Source organism: Streptomyces sp. NPDC050264 (genome assembly GCF_040655895.1).
In the GTDB taxonomy this organism is placed as follows: domain Bacteria; phylum Actinomycetota; class Actinomycetes; order Streptomycetales; family Streptomycetaceae; genus Streptomyces.
The window spans coordinates 114,201-136,792 of the sequence record NZ_JBFAKV010000006.1 but is presented as its reverse complement, the minus strand read 5'-3'; the positions used below and the strand labels follow the sequence as shown (position 1 = coordinate 136,792).

At 72.9% G+C, this 22,592-nt stretch carries 23 protein-coding genes and 1 pseudogene; 7 read left to right on the top strand and 17 right to left on the bottom strand.

The genetic code is table 11. The annotated features are described in order from the left end of the window. Positions 1 to 35: 35 nt before the first annotated feature. Positions 36 to 731, top strand: coding sequence for a type 1 glutamine amidotransferase domain-containing protein (locus AB0J02_RS12560; protein WP_363193597.1), 696 nt, complete (start codon positions 36 to 38; stop codon positions 729 to 731). Between the two features lie 24 nt (positions 732 to 755). On the opposite strand, the gene AB0J02_RS12555 is transcribed toward AB0J02_RS12560, so the two are convergent. The 4 genes from AB0J02_RS12555 to AB0J02_RS12540 all read right to left on the bottom strand — a co-directional run bounded on the left by AB0J02_RS12555 (position 756) and on the right by AB0J02_RS12540 (position 3,360). Then, a complete protein-coding gene (locus tag AB0J02_RS12555) occupies positions 756 to 1,133 on the bottom strand; it encodes a hypothetical protein (RefSeq protein ID WP_363193857.1) in 378 nt (125 codons plus the stop codon). 156 nt (positions 1,134 to 1,289) lie between these two features. Further along, positions 1,290 to 2,006 carry a TetR family transcriptional regulator gene (locus tag AB0J02_RS12550; RefSeq protein ID WP_363193596.1) on the bottom strand — a complete coding sequence of 239 codons (717 nt, stop codon included), beginning with the start codon at positions 2,004 to 2,006 and terminating at the stop codon, positions 1,290 to 1,292. Between the two features lie 83 nt (positions 2,007 to 2,089). Beyond that, positions 2,090 to 2,689, bottom strand: coding sequence for a hypothetical protein (locus AB0J02_RS12545; RefSeq protein ID WP_363193595.1), 600 nt, complete (start codon positions 2,687 to 2,689; stop codon positions 2,090 to 2,092). A 218-nt stretch (positions 2,690 to 2,907) separates the two neighbouring features. Next, positions 2,908 to 3,360 carry a cyclic nucleotide-binding domain-containing protein gene (locus AB0J02_RS12540; protein WP_363193594.1) on the bottom strand — a complete coding sequence of 151 codons (453 nt, stop codon included), beginning with the start codon at positions 3,358 to 3,360 and terminating at the stop codon, positions 2,908 to 2,910. Between the two features lie 213 nt (positions 3,361 to 3,573). On the opposite strand from AB0J02_RS12540, the gene AB0J02_RS12535 reads away from it, so the two are divergent. Further along, on the top strand, positions 3,574 to 4,623 hold the full coding sequence (locus AB0J02_RS12535; protein ID WP_363193593.1) for a serine hydrolase: 1,050 nt from the start codon (positions 3,574 to 3,576) through the stop codon (positions 4,621 to 4,623). A gap of 61 nt (positions 4,624 to 4,684) precedes the next feature. Here AB0J02_RS12535 and AB0J02_RS12530 read toward each other — a convergent pair whose 3' ends face one another. After that, entirely contained in the window at positions 4,685 to 5,068 is a 384-nt protein-coding gene (locus tag AB0J02_RS12530) for a hypothetical protein (protein WP_363193592.1), read from the bottom strand. A gap of 221 nt (positions 5,069 to 5,289) precedes the next feature. Between AB0J02_RS12530 and AB0J02_RS12525 the strand changes: the two genes are divergently transcribed. Beyond that, positions 5,290 to 5,802: a hypothetical protein gene (locus AB0J02_RS12525; RefSeq protein WP_363193591.1), complete on the top strand. Its 513-nt coding sequence runs from the start codon at positions 5,290 to 5,292 to the stop codon at positions 5,800 to 5,802. 18 nt (positions 5,803 to 5,820) lie between these two features. Then, entirely contained in the window at positions 5,821 to 6,468 is a 648-nt protein-coding gene (locus AB0J02_RS12520; RefSeq protein WP_363193590.1) for a class F sortase, read from the top strand. 63 nt (positions 6,469 to 6,531) lie between these two features. Here the strand turns inward: AB0J02_RS12520 and AB0J02_RS12515 are convergent, their stop codons facing one another. Continuing rightward, on the bottom strand, positions 6,532 to 6,891 hold the full coding sequence (locus AB0J02_RS12515; protein ID WP_363193589.1) for a metalloregulator ArsR/SmtB family transcription factor: 360 nt from the start codon (positions 6,889 to 6,891) through the stop codon (positions 6,532 to 6,534). A gap of 141 nt (positions 6,892 to 7,032) precedes the next feature. Here AB0J02_RS12515 and AB0J02_RS12510 point away from each other — a divergent pair, with 141 nt between their 5' ends. Both AB0J02_RS12510 and AB0J02_RS12505 read left to right on the top strand, forming a co-directional pair. After that, the gene (locus AB0J02_RS12510) at positions 7,033 to 8,358 is read left to right on the top strand and encodes an MFS transporter (RefSeq protein ID WP_363193588.1); all 1,326 of its coding nucleotides are present in this window, start codon (positions 7,033 to 7,035) and stop codon (positions 8,356 to 8,358) included. Between the two features lie 27 nt (positions 8,359 to 8,385). Next, positions 8,386 to 9,486 carry an aminotransferase class V-fold PLP-dependent enzyme gene (locus AB0J02_RS12505; protein WP_363193587.1) on the top strand — a complete coding sequence of 367 codons (1,101 nt, stop codon included), beginning with the start codon at positions 8,386 to 8,388 and terminating at the stop codon, positions 9,484 to 9,486. Positions 9,487 to 9,681: 195 nt separating this feature from the next. Here the strand turns inward: AB0J02_RS12505 and AB0J02_RS12500 are convergent, their stop codons facing one another. The 4 genes from AB0J02_RS12500 to AB0J02_RS12485 form a co-directional block, all read right to left on the bottom strand. Then, positions 9,682 to 10,101, bottom strand: coding sequence for a hypothetical protein (locus AB0J02_RS12500; protein ID WP_363193586.1), 420 nt, complete (start codon positions 10,099 to 10,101; stop codon positions 9,682 to 9,684). A gap of 86 nt (positions 10,102 to 10,187) precedes the next feature. Then, complete coding sequence (gap, locus tag AB0J02_RS12495) at positions 10,188 to 11,186, bottom strand: type I glyceraldehyde-3-phosphate dehydrogenase (protein ID WP_363193585.1); 999 nt, start codon at positions 11,184 to 11,186, stop codon at positions 10,188 to 10,190. A 122-nt stretch (positions 11,187 to 11,308) separates the two neighbouring features. Further along, on the bottom strand, positions 11,309 to 12,265 hold the full coding sequence (locus AB0J02_RS12490; RefSeq protein WP_363193584.1) for a helix-turn-helix domain-containing protein: 957 nt from the start codon (positions 12,263 to 12,265) through the stop codon (positions 11,309 to 11,311). Positions 12,266 to 12,290: 25 nt separating this feature from the next. Next, positions 12,291 to 12,974: a lysophospholipid acyltransferase family protein gene (locus AB0J02_RS12485; RefSeq protein ID WP_363193583.1), complete on the bottom strand. Its 684-nt coding sequence runs from the start codon at positions 12,972 to 12,974 to the stop codon at positions 12,291 to 12,293. A 317-nt stretch (positions 12,975 to 13,291) separates the two neighbouring features. Here AB0J02_RS12485 and AB0J02_RS12480 point away from each other — a divergent pair. Then, a pseudogene (locus tag AB0J02_RS12480) lies at positions 13,292 to 13,606 on the top strand (TerD family protein); the annotation flags it as partial. Here the strand turns inward: AB0J02_RS12480 and AB0J02_RS12475 are convergent. The 7 genes from AB0J02_RS12475 to AB0J02_RS12445 form a co-directional block, all read right to left on the bottom strand. After that, complete coding sequence (locus AB0J02_RS12475; RefSeq protein ID WP_363193582.1) at positions 13,588 to 14,430, bottom strand: ABC transporter ATP-binding protein; 843 nt, start codon at positions 14,428 to 14,430, stop codon at positions 13,588 to 13,590. The pseudogene AB0J02_RS12480 and the gene AB0J02_RS12475 overlap by 19 nt on opposite strands. A 3-nt stretch (positions 14,431 to 14,433) precedes the next feature. Then, positions 14,434 to 15,522, bottom strand: a complete 1,089-nt coding sequence (locus tag AB0J02_RS12470) for an iron chelate uptake ABC transporter family permease subunit (RefSeq protein ID WP_363193581.1) — start codon at positions 15,520 to 15,522, stop codon at positions 14,434 to 14,436. 2 nt (positions 15,523 to 15,524) lie between these two features. After that, on the bottom strand, positions 15,525 to 16,550 hold the full coding sequence (locus AB0J02_RS12465) for an iron chelate uptake ABC transporter family permease subunit (RefSeq protein ID WP_363193580.1): 1,026 nt from the start codon (positions 16,548 to 16,550) through the stop codon (positions 15,525 to 15,527). Between the two features lie 40 nt (positions 16,551 to 16,590). Next, entirely contained in the window at positions 16,591 to 17,652 is a 1,062-nt protein-coding gene (locus AB0J02_RS12460) for an iron-siderophore ABC transporter substrate-binding protein (RefSeq protein ID WP_363193579.1), read from the bottom strand. Between the two features lie 57 nt (positions 17,653 to 17,709). Further along, positions 17,710 to 19,542, bottom strand: a complete 1,833-nt coding sequence (locus AB0J02_RS12455; protein WP_363193578.1) for an ABC transporter ATP-binding protein — start codon at positions 19,540 to 19,542, stop codon at positions 17,710 to 17,712. Then, positions 19,539 to 21,230: an ABC transporter ATP-binding protein gene (locus tag AB0J02_RS12450; RefSeq protein ID WP_363193577.1), complete on the bottom strand. Its 1,692-nt coding sequence runs from the start codon at positions 21,228 to 21,230 to the stop codon at positions 19,539 to 19,541. The genes AB0J02_RS12455 and AB0J02_RS12450 overlap by 4 nt, the downstream gene beginning before the upstream one ends. Positions 21,231 to 21,367: 137 nt before the next feature. Further along, positions 21,368 to 22,453, bottom strand: coding sequence for a YihY/virulence factor BrkB family protein (locus AB0J02_RS12445; RefSeq protein WP_363193576.1), 1,086 nt, complete (start codon positions 22,451 to 22,453; stop codon positions 21,368 to 21,370). Positions 22,454 to 22,592: the final 139 nt, after the last annotated feature.

Genomic DNA, 22,592 nt, shown 5'->3' with positions numbered 1-22,592 from the left:
GCAAGCGACGGATCCGCACTTTGGGAGAACCACGCATGTCGAAGTTCCTTTTCGTTCTGACCGGCGCCGACCACTGGACCCTCGCCGACGGCACCGAGCACCCCACCGGCTTCTGGGCCGAGGAGGTCGTCGCTCCGTACCAGGCCGTCAAGGCGGCGGGCCATGAGGTCGTCGTCGCCACCCCCGGCGGCGTCGTGCCGCCCGTCGACCACGGCAGCCTCGCGCCCGAGTTCAACGGCGGCCCCGAGGGCGCCGAGCGGACCGCGAGCGCGCTGGCCGCGATGGCCGAGCTGCAGTCCCCCATCAAGGTCGAGGACGTGGACCTCGACGACTGTGCCGCCGTGTTCTACCCCGGCGGGCACGGCCCGATGGAGGACCTCGCGGTGAACGCGGCGTCCGGCCGGGTGCTGACGCTGGCCCTGGCGAGCGGCAAGCCGCTCGGCGTGGTCTGCCACGGCCCGGCCGCGCTGCTCGCCGCGACGGGACCCGACGGCGCCAACTCCTTCAAGGGCTACGACGTCGCCGCGTTCACGAACGCCGAGGAGATCCAGGGCGGCCTCGCCGAGCAGGCGAAGTGGCTGCTCCAGGACCGCCTCACCGAGGCGGGGGTGAACGTCCGGGTCGGTGAGCCGTGGGCGCCGCACGTGATCGTCGACCGCAATCTGGTCACCGGACAGAACCCTGCCTCGTCCGCGCCGCTCGCCGCCGAACTGCTCAAGAAGCTGGGCTGACGACGCCGGGGGACGGCGGCCGGCTCAGCGCGGTTCGTCGTCCCCGGCCGGGTCGTACAGCTCGAAGACGACTTCCCCGGAGTCGGCGTGCACGGATTCGGCGTGGACGCCTCGCGCGGGACGCACCGCGGCCCCCACCCACACCATGTGCGGGGCGGTGCCGACGATCCTGCAGGGCACGACGAAGTCCTCGGGGAAGCGGACCAGCGACTCGTTGCGGGCCACCCCTGTGCCGCGGTTGACGACCCGGGACTGCACCACGATGCCCGGTCCCCTGCTGTGCTCCGTCTTCAGGTCGCTCGACGCGCAGACCGGACACAGCAGCCGCCGGAACGAGGCAGTGCCGCACCAGCGGCAGCGCTGATGGGTGAAGCCCGTGTCGGCTTCCGTCGCCGGCGTCATGACGCCGATACCGCCCCTGACCATCCCGGACATCTCTGACATCACTCGGCCTCCCCGCGCTCGCCCGCCGCGCGCCGGGCTGGGACCCCGGCACCTTCTCAGCGTATGGCACTCAGTGCCGCACGGTAAAGACACCGAGTACCCTCAATTGCCGATTCAGTCGTTCCTCAGCGCCGATTCGACCTGCTGGATGACGCGCCACATGGGAGCCCCCTTGGCGGCGACCATCACGACGACCTCCTCCTCCGCGACTGCCGGGGCGGGCGTCACCGCCGCTCCGCCCCACACCTGCCGTACGAGGCCGAGGGCGCGGTCCACGGCCACTTCGGCGTCGCCGTCGCCGCCCGAGCGCAGCCAGGAGCGCAGGGCGTTGTTGTGCGCGGCGACCACGGAAGCCGCCACGACCTCGGCGCGCAACGACCCGTCGGCGGAGCCGTCCCAGCGCCCGCGCAGATACCCGGCGAGCGTGCGCTCGTAGCGCCGCACGACCGACAGTTCGTAGGTCCGAAGGCCCGGCACCTCGCGGGTCAACCGGTAGCGCTGGACGGAGAATTCGGGGTTCGCGGCGTACATCTGCAGGACGAGCCGCGCGGCGCCGCACACCACGTCGACGGCGTCCCGCTCGTCGCTCGCGGCGTCGAGGAACGCGGTCATGTCGGCCAGGCAGCTCTCGTGGTCCGGGAAGACGGCGTCCTCCTTGGACGGGAAGTACCGGAAGAACGAGCGCCGCCCGACCCCGGCCCGCGCCACGATGTCGTCCACGGTCGTCCGCTCGAACCCGCACTCCAGGAACAGCTGGAACGCCGCCTCGGCCAGCGCCTCCCGCATGGGCGCCTTCTTCTGTGACCCGGTGACCTCGCGTGCCTCGCTCATGCCGGGAACGTAACACCGGGCGGACCATCTTGGCACTACGTACCTTCACTGAGGGAACTGAGTGCCACATATGGCCAGGGCTGTCACGACTCCTGGGCGCGGCGGCGTACGTAGACGCCGGCAGCCCCCACCGAACCGGCGATCAGCAGGCCGCCCAGGACGAGCTGCACGGTGTCGAAGCGGCCCAGCGAGCCGCCGTCACCGGCCCGCACACCGTGGAGTTCGCTGCCGCCGGCGCCCGACACCGTGAGGGTCTGCCGCACCACGGCGCCGCTCTCGCAGCTCACCGAGATCGGGAACGTGCCCGGACGCGCCCCGGACGGCACCTCGAACCGGCCCACCACGTCGCCCTGTTGGGTGCTCGTCTCCAGCGGGAAGTCACCGGCGCCGAGGCTGTTGGCGTCGCCGGTGGCGCGCCGGTCCTTGCCGCACGCGGCGGTGTTCGCCGTGACGGTCGTGCCGGGGCGGGCGTCGGCGGGGACGAGTTCGAGCGCTCCGGCCGGCGCCGACGCGGTGCTGTCCGCCTCCCAGCTGTCGGACGTGGAGTCCTCCCACGAGGTGCTGTCCGTGCTGTCCCACGACGTGTCGTCCCCATCGGCCCAGGCGGGGGCGCACACCGGTGTGGCGAGGGTGAGTACCGCCGCGGCGACGGCGGAGGTCGACCAGGACGTGGTGCGACGCATGCGGGACCTCTCTGGGCGGGCCGGTGGTGCGGCCACGGACGGCGTTCCCGGCCGAGCCAACCCCGCGGGACCGCGCGCCGCCTGTCGAGGCGTCGAGGTGGGTGACGAACTGCGCACGCGCGGGTGCCCCAGGGCGCACCTCCGCCGGCTCGTTCCCGCTCCGCGACGCGCCGAACGATCGCCCCGGCCGTCCTCGAAACGCGCCGCCGACGCTGCGTCTAGAGCGAGTGACCGTGTGCCCGGTGAGCCTCGACCAGCCTCACGCGCGCCGATTCCAGCCGGTGTGCCATCACCTCGGCCACACCGTGCAACAGGGTCATGCCCAGGGCGGGCTCCAGATCGCAGAGGCCGCGCACCGCCCCGCCGTCGAACTCGTAGGCGCGCACCGGGCTGAACGCCTCGGCGCCGAAGTCCCATTCGTACGGCGGGAACAGCCAGGACCAGCCGAGCAGATCGCCCGGCCCGAGCGGGTCGACGGGCAGCCTGGTGCGATCGGACACCCGCACGTCGAGCGTGACCATGCCGGTCCTGACGATCCAGAACCGGTCGGCCCGGTCCCCTTCGTCGAAGATCCGGGTGTCCTGCGGGAACGAGACTTCCTCGGCCAGGGCCATCAGCCGGTCGCGATAGGCCCGCGGGAGCCGGTTCAGCAGTCGTGTCTGGGCCGTCATGACGCAACACCTCCACCGTCAGGTCATTCCAGCGTACGTACGCCGCGGCCGGTTCCGAACAGGCGAACCATCGCCCGAAAAGGGTAGTTCCGTCCCAGCCCCGGCGCACCTCGACCACATGGCGTAAGCGGATCGCGGGGCAGTCGATCATGGCCCTACGTTTCCGGCATGGCGCAAATCATCGGCTTTTACCCTGGTATCACCAGGGCGCTTGTGACGTCAGGGCTGTGTGCGGCGATCGCCGTCGGAGCCGCCGGTCCCAGCCGGGCCGCGGCCCCCGCTCCGGCCCCGCCCGCCGTGCCGTCCCTGTCCGCGCTGTCCTGGGAGGTCATGGACGCGGGCACCGGGCAGGTCCTGGCCGCGAAGGCGCCGCACCGCCGACTGCCGCCCGCGAGCACCCTCAAGACGCTGTTCGCGGTGACGCTCCTGCCCAGGCTGCGGCAGGACGTCGTGCACAAGGCCACCCACGCGGACCTGGCCGAGGTCGCCGAGGGCAGCAGCCTCGTCGGGGTCGACGAGGGAAACCGGTACACGGTCGCCGATCTGTGGCGCGGGGTGTTCCTGAGCTCCGGCAACGACGCGGTGCACACCCTCGCGCAGATGAACGGCGGGCTGTCGCGCACCCTCGCCCAGATGCAGGCCACGGCCCGCCGGATCGGCGCCCGCGACACCCAGGTGCGCTCACCGGACGGCTTCGACACGGCCGGCCAGTTCTCCTCGGCGCACGATCTGGCCCTCATCGCCAGGGAGGGCTTCAAGAATCCCGACTTCCGGCGCTACATGGGCACCAAGTGGGCCCGCTTCCCGGCTTCCGGCGGCCCGGACGCGTACGGGATCCAGAACACCAACCGGCTGCTGGTGGGTTCGCACGGTGTAGCGCCGTATCCCGGGCTCATCGGCGTCAAGAACGGCTACACGTCCCGGGCGGGGAGCACGCTCGTGACCGCCGCCACCCACAAGGGCCGCACGGTCCTGGTCACGGTGATGAATCCGCAGGAGGAGTCGTTCAACGCGGTCTACGAGGAGAGCCGGGCGCTGCTCGACTGGGGTTTCGTCGCCGCGCCGCTGCGTCTGGTGCACGGGGCGGGCCCTCAGCGCGCCGCTGCGCGCAAGCGGGCCGTCGTCGCTGCCGCGGCTCCGGTGGCCGCGGACGCCGGTGGCGGCCTCTCCCGGCACCTCGGTGCCGCGGCCGCGCTCCTCGTCCTGTCCTGCGTCCCCGTCCTCGTCCGCAAGCGCCTGCGCAAGCGGCGTTCGGCACGTTGACCGGCGCGGCCGTCACCCGTCGTGGGGTGAGGGCCGCGCGGTCCCGGCCGGACCGGGACGGTCAGCGGTGCACGTTGACGTGCACGACCGGGGAGACGGCGCCGCCGCCGACGATGCGCAGCGAGTTGCGCCCGATCAGGCCGAGCTTGACGCGCAGGTTGTAGCCGCCGGTGCGGTTGGTGGTCATGTGGACGGGCAGCGGGACATAGCGCTTGCCCTGCCACTGCTGCAGCGTCACGCGGGTGCCCGCTCGCAGGTGCTGGGTCTTTCCGTAGATCCGGAACTGCTGCCACGCCCGTACGCTGCCGACGGTCGCCTTCGCGCTGATCGACGGGCGCACGGCCTGCGCCGCCGCGGTGTGCCCGGGCGCCGTGGAGGCCGCTTCGGCCACGGGTCCGGCCAGCACCGCCAGCGCGGAGAGGGCTGCGGCGGACGCGTACTTCATGCGATGCATATGCAACTCGCTGTTCTTTTCCGGGAGTTGTGTGCGCTTGGTTGCGCGCCCCAAAGATAGGCAAATCGTTAAGTCGGGCCGGTCAGCAACACGCACCCTCGGAAAGGCTTTTTGCAATTTTGTCCGCCATCCCCCATTCGGCCCTATGAAATGGTCGGCCGGAAGGCACCCAAATAGCGTCACAGGAGTCGCCCATTCTCCGGAGGACTCGCATGCGTTCCATATCCGTGCTCTCGTCAGCGCTGGTCTCCCTCGCCGCGCTCGGCCTGGCCACCCCACTCGCCGTGGCCGATGACGGGGGCACGCAGCCCGATGTCACGTCCTTCGGTTTCACCGTCTCGCCGACCACGGTCGCGGCCGGCGGCACCGTCACCCTCAGCTCCAGCGAATGCGAAGTCCCCTCGGTGCACGTGACGGCGCCGGTCTTCGACAATGTCGAACTCAATGAGGGGGAGACCGCCTCCGCGCAGGTCTATCCGGACGCCAAGCCGGGTGCGCAGTACGACGTCACTTTCGACTGCAACGGCGAAAAGGGCACGACGAGCCTCACCATCGCGACGGGCGGCACCGACCACGGCACCACCGTCGATCACGGTGTGAAGGCCGGACTCGGCGGAAGCGCGGGCGGCACCGACCCCGCGCTGATGGTGGCGGGCGGCGCGCTGATCGCGGGCACGCTCGGGGTGGGATACCTGCGGCTGCGCAAGCGCCGCACCGACGGCTGACGGACCGGGCCCGCGCCCGTGTCCTCGCCCGCGCCCCCGGCCGCGTCGACGCCCCGCCGTCCGTCCTGGCCGCTGCTGGCCGTGATCCTGCTGGCCGGCGTGCTGCTCGTGCACCACGGCGTGTCCCGTGCCGACGGCCCGCCGCAGCCCGACCCCGGGTCGGCGAAGCTCGGCACCAGGACGCCGCCCGCCGACCCCCTCCCCGCCTCCGCGCCCGTGCGGGTCCGCATCCCGCAGATCGGGGTGGACGCGCCGCTGACCCGGGTCGGCCGCGACAAGGAAGGGTGGCTGGAGGCGCCGCCGCCCGAGGACGCCGATCTCGCGGGCTGGTTCACCGGGGCGGTCAGTCCCGGCGAGCGCGGGACCGCCGTCATCGACGGGCATGTCGACAACGCGGCCGGACCTGCCGTCTTCTACGGGCTCGGCTCGCTGAAGAAGGGCCAGCACATCGAGATCGACCGCGCCGACGGCAGGACCGCCGTGTTCGAGATCCACGGCATCGACGTCGTCGACAAGACCGACTTCCCCGACCGCCGCGTCTACGGCGGCACGGGCCTGCCCGAACTGCGGGTCATCACCTGCGGCGGCTCGTACAACAAGCGCACCGGTTACGCGGGCAACGTCGTCCTGTACGGACTGCTCACCTCGGTCCGCGACCGGGCCTGAGTTCCCCGGCCGCCATCGCCCACACGGACAACTTCCGCTGCCACGCAGTGAACTGATGTCCCGTCAGTCGTGCGGGGCCGCTCCGCTCACGCGGTGGTCCGCGTGGCTGAGGGCCTCCACGACCAGCCTCCGCAGATGCCCGTCGGTGAGGCGGTAGTGCATGTGGCGCCCCTCCCTGCGCACCTCGACCAGGCCCGCGAGGCGCAGCTTCGCCAGGTGCTGGCTGACCGCCGTGCGGGAGGCCGTGACACGTTCGGCGAGCGAGCCGACGTCCGACTCCTCGCGTGCGAGCAGCCACAGCAGATGCAGCCGGGTGGCGTCCGACAGCAGGGCGAACACCCGTGTCGCCTCGGCGAGCCGGGCGCCGTCCGGCTCGCGCAGATGCGCGTCCGGTGCGGTGGGGAGGTGGTCGCGTGGGGACATGGGGCAAGAGTAGGGCCGGTACGCGCGGGCGATGACCTCAGGCCGGACGGCTCCGCCTCGTCAAATATGTGCACAGGTGCGCACATGACGACTAAGCTGGCAGCCCGCACCCGCCGCCCCGCTCCCCGGAGAGGCCGCCGAATGCTCGCAGTCCTGCGCCACCGCACCTACCGCCGGCTGTTCGCCGCGCAGGTCGTCGCCCTGGTCGGCACGGGTCTGGCCACCGTGGCGCTGGGACTGCTCGCCTACGACATGGCGGGCGCCGACGCGGGCGCCGTCCTGGGCACCGCGCTCGCGATCAAGATGACCGCGTACGTCGCCGTCGCCCCGGCCGTCGCGGCGATCGCGCACCGGCTGCCGCGGCGGGCCCTGCTGGTGGGCGCGGATCTGGTGCGCGCCGGGGTCGCGTCGGCACTGCCTTTCGTGGACCAGGTGTGGCAGGTGTACGTGCTGGTGTTCCTGCTGCAGTCGGCGTCGGCCGCGTTCACCCCGACGTTCCAGGCCCTGATCCCCGACGTCCTGCCGGACGAGCGCGCCTACACGCGGGCCCTGTCGCTGGCGCGGCTCGCGTACGACCTGGAGAGCCTGTTCAGCCCGGCGCTCGCAGCCGCCCTGCTGTCCGTGGTCACGTACAACAAACTGTTCACCGGCACGATGGCGGGCTTTGTCGCCTCCGCGGCCCTGGTCGCCTCGGTCACGCTGCCGCGCGCCACGCCCTCACCGCCTGGCCCTCGGCGGGCGACCGCAGGTGCGCGGCTCTTCCTGAGCGTTCCTGCGCTGCGGTCGCTGCTCGCCCTGAACCTCGCCGTGGCCGCGGGGAGCGCGATGGTGACGGTCAACTCCGTCGTGTACGTACGGGAGTTCCTCGGCCGGTCCGCCGCCACTGTGCCCCTGGCGCTCGGCACGTACGGGGCCGGGTCGATGGCGGCCGCGCTCGTGCTGCCACGCCTCTTGGACCGGACCGGGGACCGGGCCGTGATGCTGCGCGGGGCCCTGCTGTCGAGTGCCGTGTTCGCCGCGCTCGGTGTCATCACGGCGGCGGGCAGCGGAAGTTGGCGGCTTCCCGCGCTGCTGGCGACCTGGTGCGCGTTCGGCGCGGCGGGCTCGATGGTGCTCACGCCCACCGGACGTCTGGTGCGGCGGGCGGCCCCGGAGCGGGAGCGCGCGGCGGCGTTCGCCGCGCAGTTCTCGCTGTCGCACGCCTGTTGGCTGCTCACGTATCCGCTGGCCGGTCTGGTCGGCGCAGCGGCCGGGCTGCGATGCGCGGTGCTCGTCCTGGGGGCCGTGACGCTGGGCGCGGCCGTGCTCGCGGTGCGCCTGTGGCCGGCGGGCGAGGAGGAGGTCGAGCACGAACACGTCGGGCTCGCCCCCGATCACCCGCATCTGTGCGACGCGGTACGGGTGCCGGACGGTTGGCGGCACAGTCACCCGCGGGCCCGCGACGGGCTGCACCCGGCATACCCGTGACGTACCGCACGGGGCAGGATGCCCGGCATGGGACTTCACGATCAGTACGGGCTGACGCACGTCATCAATGCCAGGGGGCCGTTCACGCCGCTGGGCGTCTCGCGCAGTGACCCGAGGGTCGCCGCCGCCACGGCCGAGGCGCTGGGCGAGTTCTTCGTGATGGAGGAGGTGCAGGACGTCGCGAACCGTGTCCTGGCCGAGGCCACCGGAGCGCAGGCAGCGACCGTCGTGCACTGCACCTCGTCGGCGATCACTCTGGCGGTCGCGGCGTCGATGACCGGGCCGTCGCCGGAGCGGATCGCGGCGCTGCCGGACAGCAGCGGCATGCCTACGCGCGTGGTGCTGCCCGCCGGGCACGCGGTCCACTACGGCCACCCGCTCGTGCAGGACATCCGCCTGGCGGGCGCCACGCCTGTGCTCGCCGGGACGGAGGACGACTGCGCCCTCGACGATCTGGAACGGGAGCTCGCCCACCCGGACACGGCGTGCCTGCTGCTCGTGTCGTCGCGGATGGTGCGCGGCGCCCACGTACCGCTCGCGGACGCCGTGGCGGCGGCCCACCGGCGCGGGGTCCCGGCTGTCGTCGACGGCGCCGCGCAGGACTTCCGGATTGCCGAACTCCTCGCCACAGGAGCCGACTTGGTGCTGGTGAGCGGCCAGAAGTACCTGGGCTCCCCCACGGCGGGCGTGGTGCTCGGCGGCGCGGGTCCGGTGAGCGCGGTACGGGCGCAGGAGAAGGGCATCGGCCGGGCGATGAAGGCGAGCAAGGAGGCCGTCCTCGGGGTGCTCGCCGCCTTTCAGGTGCGGCAGGAGACCGACCTCGGCGCGTGGCAGCACGCCCAGACGGAGAAGGCCACACGCTTCGTCGAACGGGCCGACGCACTGCCAGGGGTCCGCGCGACGCTCGCGTCCGACCCGACCGGGCTGCCCTTCCCGCGGGCGAGCCTGCGCATGGACACGGCGGCCGACGCGGCAGCCCTCGCGGGGGCGCTGCGGGCGGGTTCCCCGGCGATCTGGGTCATGGACCACCGCCAGGACGACGGGGAGTTGCTGCTGGAGCTGGTCCCGCTCACGGACGGGGAGATCGACACCGTCCTGGACCGGCTCGGGAAACTCCTGGCCGGCTGAGCCGACTTCCCGCGGGAAGGGGTCAGCGGGTGCGGTTCACCGCGAAGCCGCCGCGGTCGATCTGCGCCAACTCGGCCCGTAGGGACGGCACGCTCCAACGCCGACGGCCCGCCCGACCGGGACGCGGCGGGTGCCGGACGGCAGGTCCCCGACAGGGCCGGGGACCTGACCCGGCGTCATCGCCGGGCCGCCCGGTCAGACCCGGCCGCCGGTCAGCCGGGTCAGCGGGCCCTGGCTGCCGCGTTCGGCGCGGCGGCCGGCCGCGAAGGACGCCGCGGTCAGGGCGGTCGCCCCGACCGTGGCCCCGGCCGCGATCAGCTTGCGGTTCTTCAGGACGGTCCACGCGGTGGTGGCCACCGTGGCCACCTGTCCCGCCGCGGCCGTCACGCCTTCGCGCGCACTGTTCAGAGCGGCGCCCGTGGTCTGCGCGGCACGGCCCGCGGCCTGGCCTGCGCCGGTCGCCGCGCGGGCGGTCCCGGTACCGGCAGACTCGGCGGCCTGGCCGGCCTTTTCACCGGCGGCCGCCGCCTTCGCGGCCGTGCCGGTCGCTGCCCCGGTCGTCGTCTTCCGAGCTGCGGTCTTGGTCCTGTTGTCGTTGTCTCGTTGAGTTGCCATGGTCTGCGGTTAGCCGTTCTCGGCGCGCACAAACAGGCGAACTCTCAACGACCGGCTCTCAACGACCGCCTCTCACCGACAAGTTCTCACTGGCCGGCGAGGAGCTGCAGCGTGTCGATCACCCGGTTCGAGAAGCCCCACTCGTTGTCGTACCAGGCGACGACCTTGATGTGACGGCCGTCGACGCGGGTGAGTTCCGAGTCGAAGATCGCCGACGCCGGGTTGCCGGTGATGTCGGAGGACACGAGCGCGTCCTCGGAGTATTCGAGGATTCCGGCCATCGGCCCCTGCGCCGCGGCGCGGTAGGCCGCCAGCACGTCCTCGCGCGTCACATCGCGCGAGACCGTCGTGTTGAGCTCGACGATCGAGCCCACCGGAACGGGCACCCGGATCGAGTCGCCCGACAGCTTTCCGTCGAGGTTCGGCAGCACGTGGCCGATCGCCTTGGCGGCGCCCGTCGTGGTCGGCGCGATGTTCACGGCGGCGGCGCGGGCCCGGCGGGCGTCGCGGTGCGGTCCGTCCTGCAGGTTCTGCTCCTGCGTATAGGCGTGCACCGTCGTCATGAACCCGTGCTCGATCCCGGCGAGTTCGTCGAGGACGGCGGCCAGCGGGGCGAGGGCATTGGTCGTGCAGGAGGCGTTCGAGACGATCGTGTGCAGGGACGCGTCGTACGCGTCGGTGTTGACCCCGTAGGCGAGCGTGACGTCGGCGCCGTCGGACGGCGCGGAGACGAGTACCTTCTTCGCACCCGCGTCGAGGTGCACGCGGGCGGCCTTGGCCGACGTGAAGCGACCGGTCGACTCCAGGACGAGGTCGACACCCAGGTCGGCCCAGGGCAGCTGGGCCGGGTCCCGCTCGGCGAGCACGGTGATGCGGCGGCCGTCGACGACGAGGGTGTTGCCGTCGACGCTCACCGGGCGGCCGAGCCGGCCGGCCGTCGAGTCGAAGGCGAGCAGCCGCGCGAGGGCGGTGGGCTCCGTGAGGTCGTTGACGGCGACGACCTCGAGGCCGCTGTCGCGCTCCAGCAGGGCGCGCAGCACGTTGCGGCCGATGCGGCCGAAACCGTTGATGGCGATGCGAGTCATGAGAAATGTCCCTTCCCTCTTGTTCACCTCAAGACTCGCGCGCGGCGATCGCCGGTGACAGCGGCACGATCGCCATGGTCCGCAAGGATCCCGCCAAGCAGTCCCGCGGACCGGAAGCGGGTCTACTCGCCCCGGGAGAACGTGCGCCGGTACTCGCTGGGTGTGGTTCCGAGGATGCGCTGGAAGTGCAGGCGCAGATTCGCGCCGGTGCCGAGGCCGACGTCGGCGGCGATCTGCTCGACGCTGTGCTGCGACCGCTCCAGGAGTTCGCGGGCCACGTCGATCCGGGCCCGCATCACCCACTGCATGGGCGTGTAGCCGGTGTCGTCGACGAAGCGCCGCGAGAAGGTGCGCGGCGACACCGCCGCGTGCTCGGCGAGCGCTTCGAGGGTGAGCGGTTCGCCGAGGCGGTGCAGCGCCCACTCGCGGGTGGCGGCGAACCGTTCGCCGAGCGGTTCGGGCACGCTGCGCGGCACGTACTGGGCCTGGCCGCCGCTGCGGTAGGGGGCCGCGACGAGGCGTCTGGCCGCGTGGTTGGCGGCGGCGACACCGAGGTCGCCGCGCAGGATGTGCAGGCACAGGTCGATGCCGGAGGCGGCGCCGGCCGAGGTCAGCACGCTGCCCTCGTCGACGAACAGCACGTTCTCGTCGAGCCGCACCCGTGGATGCTTCGCGGCGAGCGCCCTCGTGTAGTGCCAGTGGGTCGTGGCGCGTTTGCCGTCGAGCAGTCCGGTGGCGGCGAGCGTGAAGGCTCCCGTGGAGATGGCGGCGAGCCGCGTGCCCCGCTCGTGAGCGGCGGCCAGCGCGTCGACGACGGCCGGCGGCGGATCGTCGCGGTCCGGGAACCGGTAGCCGGGGACGAAGACGATCTCGGCCCAGGCGAGCGCCTCGAGACCGTGGGCGACGACGTACGACAGGCCGTCCCCGCCGGTCACCGGACCGGGCGCCGCCCCGCACACCCGTACCTCGTACGGCATGCTCGCGCGGGTCGTGAACACCTGGGCCGGGATACCGACATCGAGCGGCTTGGCGCCCTCACTGACAAGGACGGCGACGCGATGCAGGCGGGTGGCGGGCACGTGACGAGGGTACGCGGGATGATCGTCAGCCGGCCTGCCGGGCGCTCCGGGCCTCCCCCGCGGCGGCCTCGCCGAGATGCGCGGCGGCGGTACGCCAGGCGGCCGTGACCGCACCGTGCGCCCGACGCGTGGTGGCGAGGCGGCCGCCGGTCGAGGTGAGCGGTGCTCCCACATGGACGTGCAGGGCCGGGCGGCGCAGCGGCGCGCTCGCCACCCCGGCCAGCTGCTTGGCCACGCTGCCCGAACTGATGCGTCGCGCCCCGGCCTGGCCGACCGGCACGACGGGCGCTCCGGTGCGTTCGACGAGCCGGGCGACCCCGCTGCGGAACGCGCGCGGTGCGGCCTCCGCCGCGTCGGGGCGGGCCGGTATCCCGCCCTCGGCGTAGACGAGCAGCAGCCGCCCCTCCTCCAGCGCGGCGGCGGCGAGGTCGAGGGCGCGGGCGGCCCTGCGGTCTCCGCGGTGCACGGGGATGTGCCCCTCGCGTGTGAGGGCGCGGCCGAGCAGCGGGGTGCGCCACAGCCCCGCGGCGGCCATGACGACGGGGCGCGCGCCGAGGCCTCGCAGCGCCGCGAGGACGACGGCGGGGTCCGTGACCGAGGTGTGGTTGGCGACGATCAGGCTGCCCGGCGCGAAAGCGGCGCCGGGGTCGGTGGTCACGGTCAGCCGGCCGGCGGTCGGCACCAGCAGCGCGGCGAGGCGGCTCAGCAAGGTCTCTCCCGGTCTCGGCGACAGTGGTCCCATCGTCGGCCGGGGCGGGTCCGGCGGGCCTGAGTGCGCGTACTCATTTCCCGCGTGGGCCCCTCAAGTCCAGTGCGGTCAGGGCTGGTTGCCCTTGACAGGTGGATACGCGCGGACGGGACCGCTGGGTAAAGTCGTGAGGTCACCGTCCAGCTGTGGGGGCAGCGTGACTCCGTCGACGGTGATGCGCGGGCGGGGGAGGTTCTTTCACATATGAGTCGTCGCTCCACTGGTGTCCTCGGCGTCTGGGCCGAGATGCAACGGCAGCAGCAGCGTCAGTCGGAGGCGCCATCCGAGTCTCCTTCGACGGCCTGCCGGCGGCCGCCGACCGGTTCGTCCTGGTGGCGGCCGTCGACCCCGAGGTCAACCCGGAGGCCGACCTGTCCGGCTTCTCCGACGCCCGGATCCGGATCCGCCTGCTGGATCCGCGCATGACCGAACCCGGAGCGCTCGACGTCTCCGACGGCCGCCCCGGCGAAACGGCCCTCGTCCTCGGCTCGTTCCGCCACCGGTCCACCGGGGACTGGGACTTCGTCGTGGGCGGCAAGGGGTACGGCGGCGGCCTGGAGGCGCTGCTGCAGGACTACGGGATCGAGGTGGACCAGGACCCTTCCGGTGCGTCTTCGAGGACGTCGTGGCGGCCGATCGGGATCACCAGCGGGGTGGAGCTGACGGGGTCGGTGGTCACCTGGCAGCGCAGGCCGAAGACGTCCTCCACGGTTGCCGCGGTGATGACCTCGGCCGGGGTGCCCTCGGCGACGATCCGGCCGGACTTCATGGCGATCACGTGATCGGCGTACCGGCAGGCCTGGTTGAGGTCGTGCAGCACCATCACGACGGTGCGTCCCTCGCGCCGGTTCAGGTCGATGATCAGGTCGAGGACGTCGATCTGATGGGCGAGGTCGAGGTACGTGGTCGGTTCGTCGAGCAGCAGGACGGGCGTGCCCTGGGCGACCGCCATGGCGATCCAGGCGCGCTGGCGCTGTCCGCCGGAGAGTTCGTCGACGGCGCGGTCGGCGAGTTCGGTGGTGCCGGTCGCCGCGAGCGCGTCGTGCACGGCCTGTTCGTCCGCCTTCGTCCACTGCCGCCACCAGGTCTGGTGCGGTGAGCGCCCGCGGTTGACCAGATCGATGACCGTGAGTCCCTCGGGGGCCACGGGTGACTGCGGGAGGATGCCGAGCCGCTGGGCGAGTTCGCGGGTGGGGATGGTGTGCAGGGCCCGGCCGTCCAGGCTCACCGTCCCCTGCCGGGGTGACAGCAGCCGGGCCAGGGCGCGCAGCAGCGTCGACTTGCCGCAGGCGTTGGCCCCGACGATGGCGGTGACCCGGCCGGGCGGCACGGTCAGGTCGAGGCCGGTGACGACGGTGCGCTCGGCGTAGCCCAAGTCCAGTGCCTCGGCGCGCAGTTCGGGTTCGGCGGTGGACATCGGTCAGCCTCCTGAGCCCGCGCGGTTCACGCGGATGAGCAGCCAGAGCAGGACCGGGGCGCCGAGCACTCCGGTGACGATCCCGACCGGCAGTTCGGTGCCGGGGATCAGTTCGCGTGCGATGACATCGGACGCGAGGACGACGAGGGCGCCGGTGAGTCCGGCGGCGAGCGGCGGCGGCCAGGCGGTGCGGCACAGCCGCTGGGCGATCTGCGGAGCGGCGAGGGCGACGAACGCGACGGGTCCGGCGGCCGCGGTCGCGAAGGCGACGAGGCCGACGCCGGTCACCAGGACGGCCATGCGCACGGCCTGGACCCGGGTGCCGAGGCCCTGGGCCACGTCGTCGCCGAGCAGGAGCGTGCGCATGAGGCGGCCGACCAGGAGGGTGGCGGGCACCAGGACGGCGAGGGCCGCGGCGAGCGGCCCGGCCTGCTCCCAGTCGCGGCCGTTCAGATTGCCGGTGAGCCAGCCCAGCGCGGCCTGCGCCTGGAAGCGGCCGCCCCGGGCGAGCAGGAAGTCGGTGGCGCTGAGGCACATCCAGGACACCCCGATGCCGACCAGGATGATCCGGTAGCCGGTCGTGCCCCGGCGCCAGGCGAGCCCGTACACCACCAGCGCGCCGGCGAAGGCGCCCAGAAGTCCGAGTGCCTGGGTGCCGAGCCCGAAGTCCCAGCCGAGGACGATGCCGCCGACCACGGCGGTTCCGGCGCCCTGGGTGAGGCCGATCATGTCGGGGCTGGCCAGCGGGTTGCGGGTCATGGTCTGGAACAGGGCGCCGGACATGCCGAACGCGATCCCGGCGAGGAGGCCCACCACGGCGCGGGGCAGGCGGAGTTCCTGGACGACGAGGAGCGTTCCCGGATCACCGGACCCCATCAGCGCGCGGGCGACATCGGTGAGCGGGATGCCGTACTCACCGACCGACACGTGCCAGCACAGCGCGACGAACACGGCGACCAACAGCAGGGCGCAGACGGTGAGTTGCCTGGGCCGCAGGAAACCGGAGACGGGCACGAGGGTGAGGCGGAAGGGGCGGGCGCCGCCGGAGCGGAGCGGCGACGGAGCCGCCGGGGACGGATTGTCGGTGGGCACGGTCAGACCTCCGCGAGCCGGCGTCGGCGGACCAGGGCGATGAAGAACGGCCCGCCGACGAACGCGACGATGACCCCGGCCTGGATCTCGACCGGGCGGTCCACGACCCGGCCGAGGATGTCGGCGCCGAGCAGCAGCCCGCCGGCCAGGGCCGCGGAGAGCGGCAGCAGCCAGCGGTGGTCGGGGCCGAGGCCCGCGTACTGCGCCAGCACCCGGGCGATGTGCGGCACGACGAGGCCGACGAAGACGACGGGCCCGATGGCGGCGACGGCCGCGCCGGTGAGCAGGGTGACGGCGACGACGCCCTGGAGGCGGACGAGGCCGAGCCGCCGCCCGAGGGAGGCGGCGACGTCGTCGCCGAGCGCGAGGCTGTTGAGGGCGGGGGCACTCGCCAGCGCGAGCAGCGTTCCGGCGGCCAGGAAGGGCAGGATGCGCAGCACGGTGGAGGAGTCCTGGTCGGCGAGCGAGCCCGCCGACCAGAAGCGGTAGCGGTCCAGCGCCTCCGGGTCGACGAGGACGACGGCGCTGGTGAGGGAGGAGAGCACCGCCGTCACGGCGACCCCGGCGAGGGCCAGCTTCATCGGGGTGGAGCCCGACCGGCCGAGCCTGCCGAGCAGATAGACCACGACGCTCGCCGCCATCGCGCCGGCGAACGCGAACCAGATGTAGCCGAGCAGCGAGCCGATCCCGGCCACCCCCGCGGCCAGCACGATGGCGAAGGCCGCGCCGGCGCTCACGCCGAGGATGCCGGGATCGGCCAGCGGGTTGCGGGTCAGCGCCTGCATCACGGCGCCGGACAGGCCGAGCGCGGCGCCCGCCACCAGGCCGAGCGCGGTGCGGGGCACGCGGACGGACCAGACGATGTCCTCGACCCGGACCTCCACCGGCTGCCCGGTCAGGGCGCGGACGACCTGGCCGGGCGGGATCTGCAGGGCGCCGAGGCCCAGCGACAACAGGCACAGCACGATCAGTACTGCGGCCAGGGCGGCCACGAGCAGGGCGGGGCGCCATCGGGCGGGGCGGGTCACGGGGCGGGCTCCACGGTCGGTTTCCTCTGACGGTTCGTGATCAGGACGCCGGAGCGGAGACCTTCGTGGCCGGCTTGCCGTCGACGGCGGCCGTCAGCTGCGGGACCAGCCGGTCGACCGTGTAGGGCAGGCTGAGGGGGCTCACGAAGGAGACCGCGCTGCCGAAGTGGCTGCTCTCCTCGACCATCACTTCCCTGCCCTGCTCGGCGACGTCGAGCTTGCCGTAGAGCGGGTCGGCGTGCAGCTTCTTCTCGTCCTTGGCGGGGTCGGTGACGATCCAGACGATGGCGTCGGTGTCGAGCAGGTCGGTGCGTTCCTTGCTGATGTTGGCGCCGAACGCGTCGCCCACGACCTTGTCCAGGCCCGCGGGGAGGGTGAAGCCGAGGGAGCTGAGCAGCCGGGACCGGTTGTCCTGCGGGCCGTAGACGTACATGCCTTCGTACGGTGTGGCCATGACGGCGCTTGCTCCCTTGAACTCGGGGTGCGCCGCGGCGGCGTCGGCGATGTGCTTCTCGGTCTTCGCGACCAGCTTCCCGGCTTCCTCGGGGCGGCCGAGCGCCTTGCCGATCTGCTCGGTCTGGTCCTGCCAGGAGATGCTCCAGTCCGGGCCGTCCTCGGGCTGGGCGACGACCGGGGCGATCTTGGAGAGTGTGCGGTACTGGTCCTTGGTGAGGCCCGAGTACAGGGCGAGGATCAGGTCGGGGCGGAGCGATGCGATCTTCTCGACCTGGGGTCCCGTGCCGTTGTCGTGGAGCACGGTGGGCAGCGGCTTGTCGCCGAGCGCGTCCTTCGCCCAGGGGCCGATGGCGCCCTTGAACCCGCCCAGCCACTCGGTCGTGCCGACCGGGACCTTGCCGAGCGCGAGGACGGCGTCCTGATCGGAGAGGCCGACCGTGACGATGCGCTTCGGTTCTGCCTCGACGGTCGTGGTGCCGTACTTGTGCGAGAGCGTCACCGGGAAGGCGCCCTTCTCCGCGGAGGAGTCGGACGCGGGGGCGCTCTTGTCACTGCTCTCGCCGGAGCCGCAGGCCGCGGCACCGAACAGCAGCAGGGCGGACGCGGCCACGGCGATCAGCCGGGTGCGTGGAAGCAGACGGAACATGGCGAAGTCCTTCGGGGATACGGGTCGATGCTCAAGTGGCGGTAGTGAGTGGGGTGTTCAGGGGTGCGAGCCGGGGCGGCTGCCGGACCAGGCGCGCCAGAGCGTCGCGTACGGGCCGTCGGCGTCGCGCAGTTCGTCGTGGCTGCCGCTCTCGACGATCCGGCCCGACTCCAGCACGATGATCCGGTCCGCTGCGGCGGCCTGCGTCAGCCGGTGGGCGACGACCAGGGCGGTACGGCCCGCCAGGGCCGCTTCGGCGGAGCGTTCCAGTTCCCTGGCGCCCGCGCTGCCCGCCTCGGCGGTCGCCTCGTCGAGGACGGCGACCTCCGGATCGGCCAGCACCAGTCGGGCGAGGGCGAGTTGCTGGGCGCGCGCCGGATCGAGCCGGTGGCCGCCCTGGCCGACGACGGTGGCGAGGCCGTCGGGAAGCGCCTCGGCCCACTCCAGCGCATGCACCGCGTCCAGCGCGGTGCGCAGTTCGGCATCGGTCGCCTCGGGTCGGACGAGGCGCAGGTCGTCCGCGAGCGAGCCGGTGAACACGTGGACTTCCTGGGTGACCAGGGCGACGGACGCCGTGCCTCCGTCCCCGGCGGCGACGGAGCCCTCCGTGGGCTGTTGGACCCCCGCGACCAGACGGGCGAGGGTCGACTTGCCGGCCCCGCTGCTGCCGACGAGTGCCACGTGCTCGCCCTTGTCGAGGGTGAGGGAGACCTGGTGCAGGACGGGGGCGGCGGACCCGTAGGCGTGGCTCACGGCGTCGACGGTGACGGCGGCGGTCGCGGTGACTGTGGTCTCGGTGTGCCGCCGTTGTACGGGGGCAGCCTTGGGCCCCGCTGTTTCGTCCTCGCGCGGTTCGGTCACTCCGACCAGGCGCGCGAGACCCGCCGCCGCCGACTGCGCGTCGTCCAGGAGCACGAGTGCGGCGTTGACCGGTCCGAAGAGGCTGTGGAAGTAGAGGGCCGCGGCCGTCGCCGTTCCCACGGACACGGCGCCGTCGTCGACCAGGAGGTATCCCGTGACGAGGACGGCCGCGAGGCCGATGTACTCGGCGATGTGCAGGCGTTGGTAGAAGCCGAGCACCAGGCTGACGCTGCGCATGGTCAGTCCGACGGCCGAGCGGGAGCGTTCGGCGTTGCGCTCGGTGTGCTGCCGCTCCAGTTGGTGGCCCCGGACGGTCACCGCTCCGCCGATGGTCTCCAGGAGTTGCTGCTGCTGGGCACCATTGGCGACGCGTTGATCGGCGTAGAGGGAGACGGCACGGCCCACGTACCAGCGCGCGGTGAGCAGTTGCACGGGCACGGCGAGGAGCGCCGCCAGCAGGAACCGGAGGTCGAGCAGCGCCATCGCGCCGAGGGTGAGGAGGATGGTGAGGACGGAGCGCGTCATCTCGGGCAGTGCGGAGCGGACCGCTTCGGCGACCCGGGCGACGTCGCCGGTGATGCGGGCGGTGAGGTCGCCCGATCCCGCGCGTTCCAGCCGGTCCGCGGGCAGTTGGAGGGCGCGCTGGACGAACTGCTCGCGCAGCCGGGCCAGTACGGTCTCGCCGAAGCGCGCGACCTGGGTGAGCCCGATGGCCGTGGTGCCGCCCTGGGCCACCGCGACCAGTGCCAGGAGGACGACCGGCAGGGTGAGGGCGGAGGCGGGGCGGCCGTCGGCGACGATGTCGACGATGCGGCCCAGCAGTGGCTGGACGAGCAGCCCGATCGCGGTGGCGGCGGCCAGCACTCCGGTGCCGAGCAGGGCCCGCGCCCGGTCCGGCCGTACGAGTACGCGCAGGGCGGCCCGGGTCCTGGCGGCGGTGGCGACGGGCAGCAGTTCTCTGACGTCGTCCGGGGCGGCCGCGGGAGCTTCGGTGCCGGGCACGTCCGGTATGTCGGAGACCGTGGTCATGACAGCACCGCCGCACGGTAGAGGGGGTGGGAGCCTACGAGCTCCTCGTGCGAGGCCTCGGCGGTGACGGTTCCGCCCTCGATGAGGGCGACGCGGTCGGTGGCGGCGAGCAGCGCCGGGCTGCTGGTGACCAGCACCGTGGTCCGGCCGGCGCGGACGCGGCGGATACCGGCGGCGATCCGGGCCTCGGTGGCGGCGTCCACCGCGGTCGTCGGATCGTGCACGACCAGGACGCTGCGGTCGGCGGCCAGGGCGCGCGCCAGGGCGACGCGTTGGCGCTGGCCGCCGGAGAGCGAGCTGCCGCGTTCACCGACCCCGGCGTGCACACCGGCCGGGAACACGGCGGCGACCTGGTCCACGGCGGCCGCGTCCAGGGCGGGGCCGGGGTCACTGTCCAGGGGGGCGGCCGCGGTCACGTTGGCGAGGAGGGTGCCGTCGAAGAGCTGGGCGTCGTGCTCGGCCACCAGGAGGGCCGAACGCAGGGCCGCGGGGGCCAGTTCGGTGAGCGGTGTGCCGTCCAGGGCGATGCTGCCGCGCTGCGGGTCGATCTGGCGCGCGAGGCAGCGCAGCAGGGTCGTCGCGTCCGCCGGTTCGGTGACGACGATCCCGAGGTGTTCGCCGGGCCGCACGGTCAGGTCGACGGCGATGAGCCCCGCGTGCCCGAGCCCGGCCAGCCGCAGTTCGCCCGGTGTGGGTCCGTCGAGGGCCGCGCTGCCGCCGCTGGTCTCACCGGGGGCGGCCAGCACGTCGGCGATCCGGGCGGCCGAGGCACGTCCCTTCGCGAACTCGGCGCCGACATAGGCCAGTACGCCGATCGGCCCCGGCAGGAAGAGGGCGAGGCCGACCGCGGAGACCAGGGCGCCGAGCCCGATGGAGCCGGTCAGGACGAGCCGCCCGCCGACGAGGGCGACCAGGGCGATGAACGCCCCGGTCAGGGCCAGCATCAGGCCGCTCTGGAGGGCTTCCGCGCGGGCGGCTCGGAGGTTGGCCGACAACGATGCCTGGCTGGTCGACCGGTAGCGGTCGACCGCGGCGCGTTCGGCACGCAGCCCCTTGAGCACGCGGACCCCGGCCACCAGGTCGGCGGCGACGGCGGAGGCGTGCGCGGCGCGTTCCTGTTCGGCCGCGCTGCGGTGTTCCAGCGGCCGCGCCAGGAAGTGGCCGAGGACCATCAGGACCGGCGCTCCCACCAGGACGAGCAACCCGAGGGGGAGGGAGGCACGGAGCAGCAGTACCGCTCCCGCCACGACCCCGACGACCGCCGCCACACCGAGGGTCAGGGCCATGTTGAGCGCCCCCACTCTGCGGGCGTCCTCGGTGGCCACGTTGACCAGAGCGCCGGGCGGCCGGCCTGCCTCGGCGCCGCCGTGCGGGGCGAGGACCCGCCCGACGATGTCCAGGCGGAGGCGGTGCGCGGCCTGTTCGGCCGCCCGCTCCCCCGCCATGGCTCCCATGCGGAAGCCGACCGACAGCATGCCGTAGACGGCGATGAGCACCACGAGCCAGCCGGCGAGCGCTCCCCCGTCGGGCCGGGCCACGGCCCGGTCGACGATCAGGCCGATGAGGACCGGCACGAGTGCCTCGCCGGTCTGGTGCGCCGAACTGAGCACCGAGCCCACGACGACGTCCCTGCGTTGTCCGGCGACCGCTCGGCGTATGACGCCGAGCCCGGACGTGTCGGTCCCCACTCACCTGCTCCTCAGGCCGCCCCAGCACGGAAGGATGACTTCCGGCCACCCACCCCCGAAAGCGAAGGCAAGGCTAACCTTATTTTCATGGAATGGGCAGGGGCGTTCTCAACAAGGAGTGCTTGGGGGGCGCGCCGTCACGTCTCGTCCATGCGGCGCCTGTCCTGGTCGTCCCACGCGCGCGTGTCACGCGGTTCGGTGTACGGCTCGGCCTCGGGCGGATGGCCACCGGCGATGGCGCGCTGCCGCGCGGTCTCCGCGTCGAACTCCAGGCCCAGCAGGACCGCCAGATTGCTGACCCACAGCCACACGAGGAAGACGATGACCCCGGCCATCGTGCCGTAGGTCTTGTTGTACGAGGCGAAGTGGGCGACGTAGAAGGCGAACCCGGCGGAGGCGAGCAGCCAGATCAGCAGAGCGAGCACACTGCCCGGCGTGATCCACCTGATTCCCCTGACCTTGGTGTTCGGCGTGGCCCAGTAGAGGATCGCGATCATGATCGTGACCAGGACGACGAGGACCGGCCACTTGGCGACCGACCACACCGCCAGCGCGCTGTCGCCGATGCCGAGCATGGTGCCGGCCTGCCGGGCCAGGCCCCCGGTGAACACCACGATCAGCGCGCTGACCGCGGCCAGCACCATCAGGACCACGGTCACCCCCACGCGCACGGGAAGGATCTTCCACACGGGACGGCCTTCGGGCATGTCGTAGACGGCGTTGGCGGACCGGATGAACGCGGCCACGTAGCCGGAGGCCGACCAGACCGCCAGCACCAGGCCGACGATCGCGACCAGGGAGCCGGTGCCGCTGTTGCCCTGCAACTGCTCCACCGCCTGCGTGATGATGTCCCGCGCCGAGCCGGGCGCCAGTTGCCTGAGGTTGGACAGCACCTTGTCCGAGGCGGACTTGCCCGTGACTCCCAGCAGGGAGACCAGCACCAGCAGCGCCGGGAACAGGGAGAGCACCCCGTAGTACGTCAGAGCGGCCGCGCGGTCGGTGAGTTCGTCGTCCTTGAACTCTCGCAGGCTGCCTTTGAGTACAGCCATCCATGAACGTTTCGGCAGGTCGGTGATCGACTCCGGAGCCCGCCGTGCGACGTTTTCGTCCGGGCCGAACCGATCCGCGTCGCGGTCGGCCTTCGTCTCCGGTGTCGTCGCCGCGGCGCTCTCGCTGCCGCGGTCCTCATTGCGGTCGTGCCCGAGATCTGGTGATTGACCCATGAGCGGCGAGTAACCCGTCTGCGCGCGGCCACGCATGGCGCCGACGTTCAGGATGACGCGGCCGTGCGGCCACGGCTACCAGCACGCTCACGTCCACCGCGGCGGGCCGCGATCACCGACGGCCCGAGAACCGCGGCAG

What these genes read in the sequence shown, in the direction of transcription:
- AB0J02_RS12560 (WP_363193597.1), top strand. Translation starts at nt 36, where the DNA reads ATGTCGAAGTTCCTTTTCGTTCTGACCGGCGCCGACCACTGGACCCTC.
- AB0J02_RS12555 (WP_363193857.1), bottom strand. Translation starts at nt 1,133, where the DNA reads ATGACGCCGGCGACGGAAGCCGACACGGGCTTCACCCATCAGCGCTGC.
- AB0J02_RS12550 (WP_363193596.1), bottom strand. Translation starts at nt 2,006, where the DNA reads ATGAGCGAGGCACGCGAGGTCACCGGGTCACAGAAGAAGGCGCCCATG.
- AB0J02_RS12545 (WP_363193595.1), bottom strand. Translation starts at nt 2,689, where the DNA reads ATGCGTCGCACCACGTCCTGGTCGACCTCCGCCGTCGCCGCGGCGGTA.
- AB0J02_RS12540 (WP_363193594.1), bottom strand. Translation starts at nt 3,360, where the DNA reads ATGACGGCCCAGACACGACTGCTGAACCGGCTCCCGCGGGCCTATCGC.
- AB0J02_RS12530 (WP_363193592.1), bottom strand. Translation starts at nt 5,068, where the DNA reads ATGAAGTACGCGTCCGCCGCAGCCCTCTCCGCGCTGGCGGTGCTGGCC.
- AB0J02_RS12525 (WP_363193591.1), top strand. Translation starts at nt 5,290, where the DNA reads ATGCGTTCCATATCCGTGCTCTCGTCAGCGCTGGTCTCCCTCGCCGCG.
- AB0J02_RS12515 (WP_363193589.1), bottom strand. Translation starts at nt 6,891, where the DNA reads ATGTCCCCACGCGACCACCTCCCCACCGCACCGGACGCGCATCTGCGC.
- AB0J02_RS12510 (WP_363193588.1), top strand. Translation starts at nt 7,033, where the DNA reads ATGCTCGCAGTCCTGCGCCACCGCACCTACCGCCGGCTGTTCGCCGCG.
- AB0J02_RS12505 (WP_363193587.1), top strand. Translation starts at nt 8,386, where the DNA reads ATGGGACTTCACGATCAGTACGGGCTGACGCACGTCATCAATGCCAGG.
- AB0J02_RS12500 (WP_363193586.1), bottom strand. Translation starts at nt 10,101, where the DNA reads ATGGCAACTCAACGAGACAACGACAACAGGACCAAGACCGCAGCTCGG.
- gap (WP_363193585.1), bottom strand. Translation starts at nt 11,186, where the DNA reads ATGACTCGCATCGCCATCAACGGTTTCGGCCGCATCGGCCGCAACGTG.
- AB0J02_RS12475 (WP_363193582.1), bottom strand. Translation starts at nt 14,430, where the DNA reads ATGTCCACCGCCGAACCCGAACTGCGCGCCGAGGCACTGGACTTGGGC.
- AB0J02_RS12460 (WP_363193579.1), bottom strand. Translation starts at nt 17,652, where the DNA reads ATGTTCCGTCTGCTTCCACGCACCCGGCTGATCGCCGTGGCCGCGTCC.
- AB0J02_RS12455 (WP_363193578.1), bottom strand. Translation starts at nt 19,542, where the DNA reads ATGACCACGGTCTCCGACATACCGGACGTGCCCGGCACCGAAGCTCCC.
- AB0J02_RS12445 (WP_363193576.1), bottom strand. Translation starts at nt 22,453, where the DNA reads ATGGGTCAATCACCAGATCTCGGGCACGACCGCAATGAGGACCGCGGC.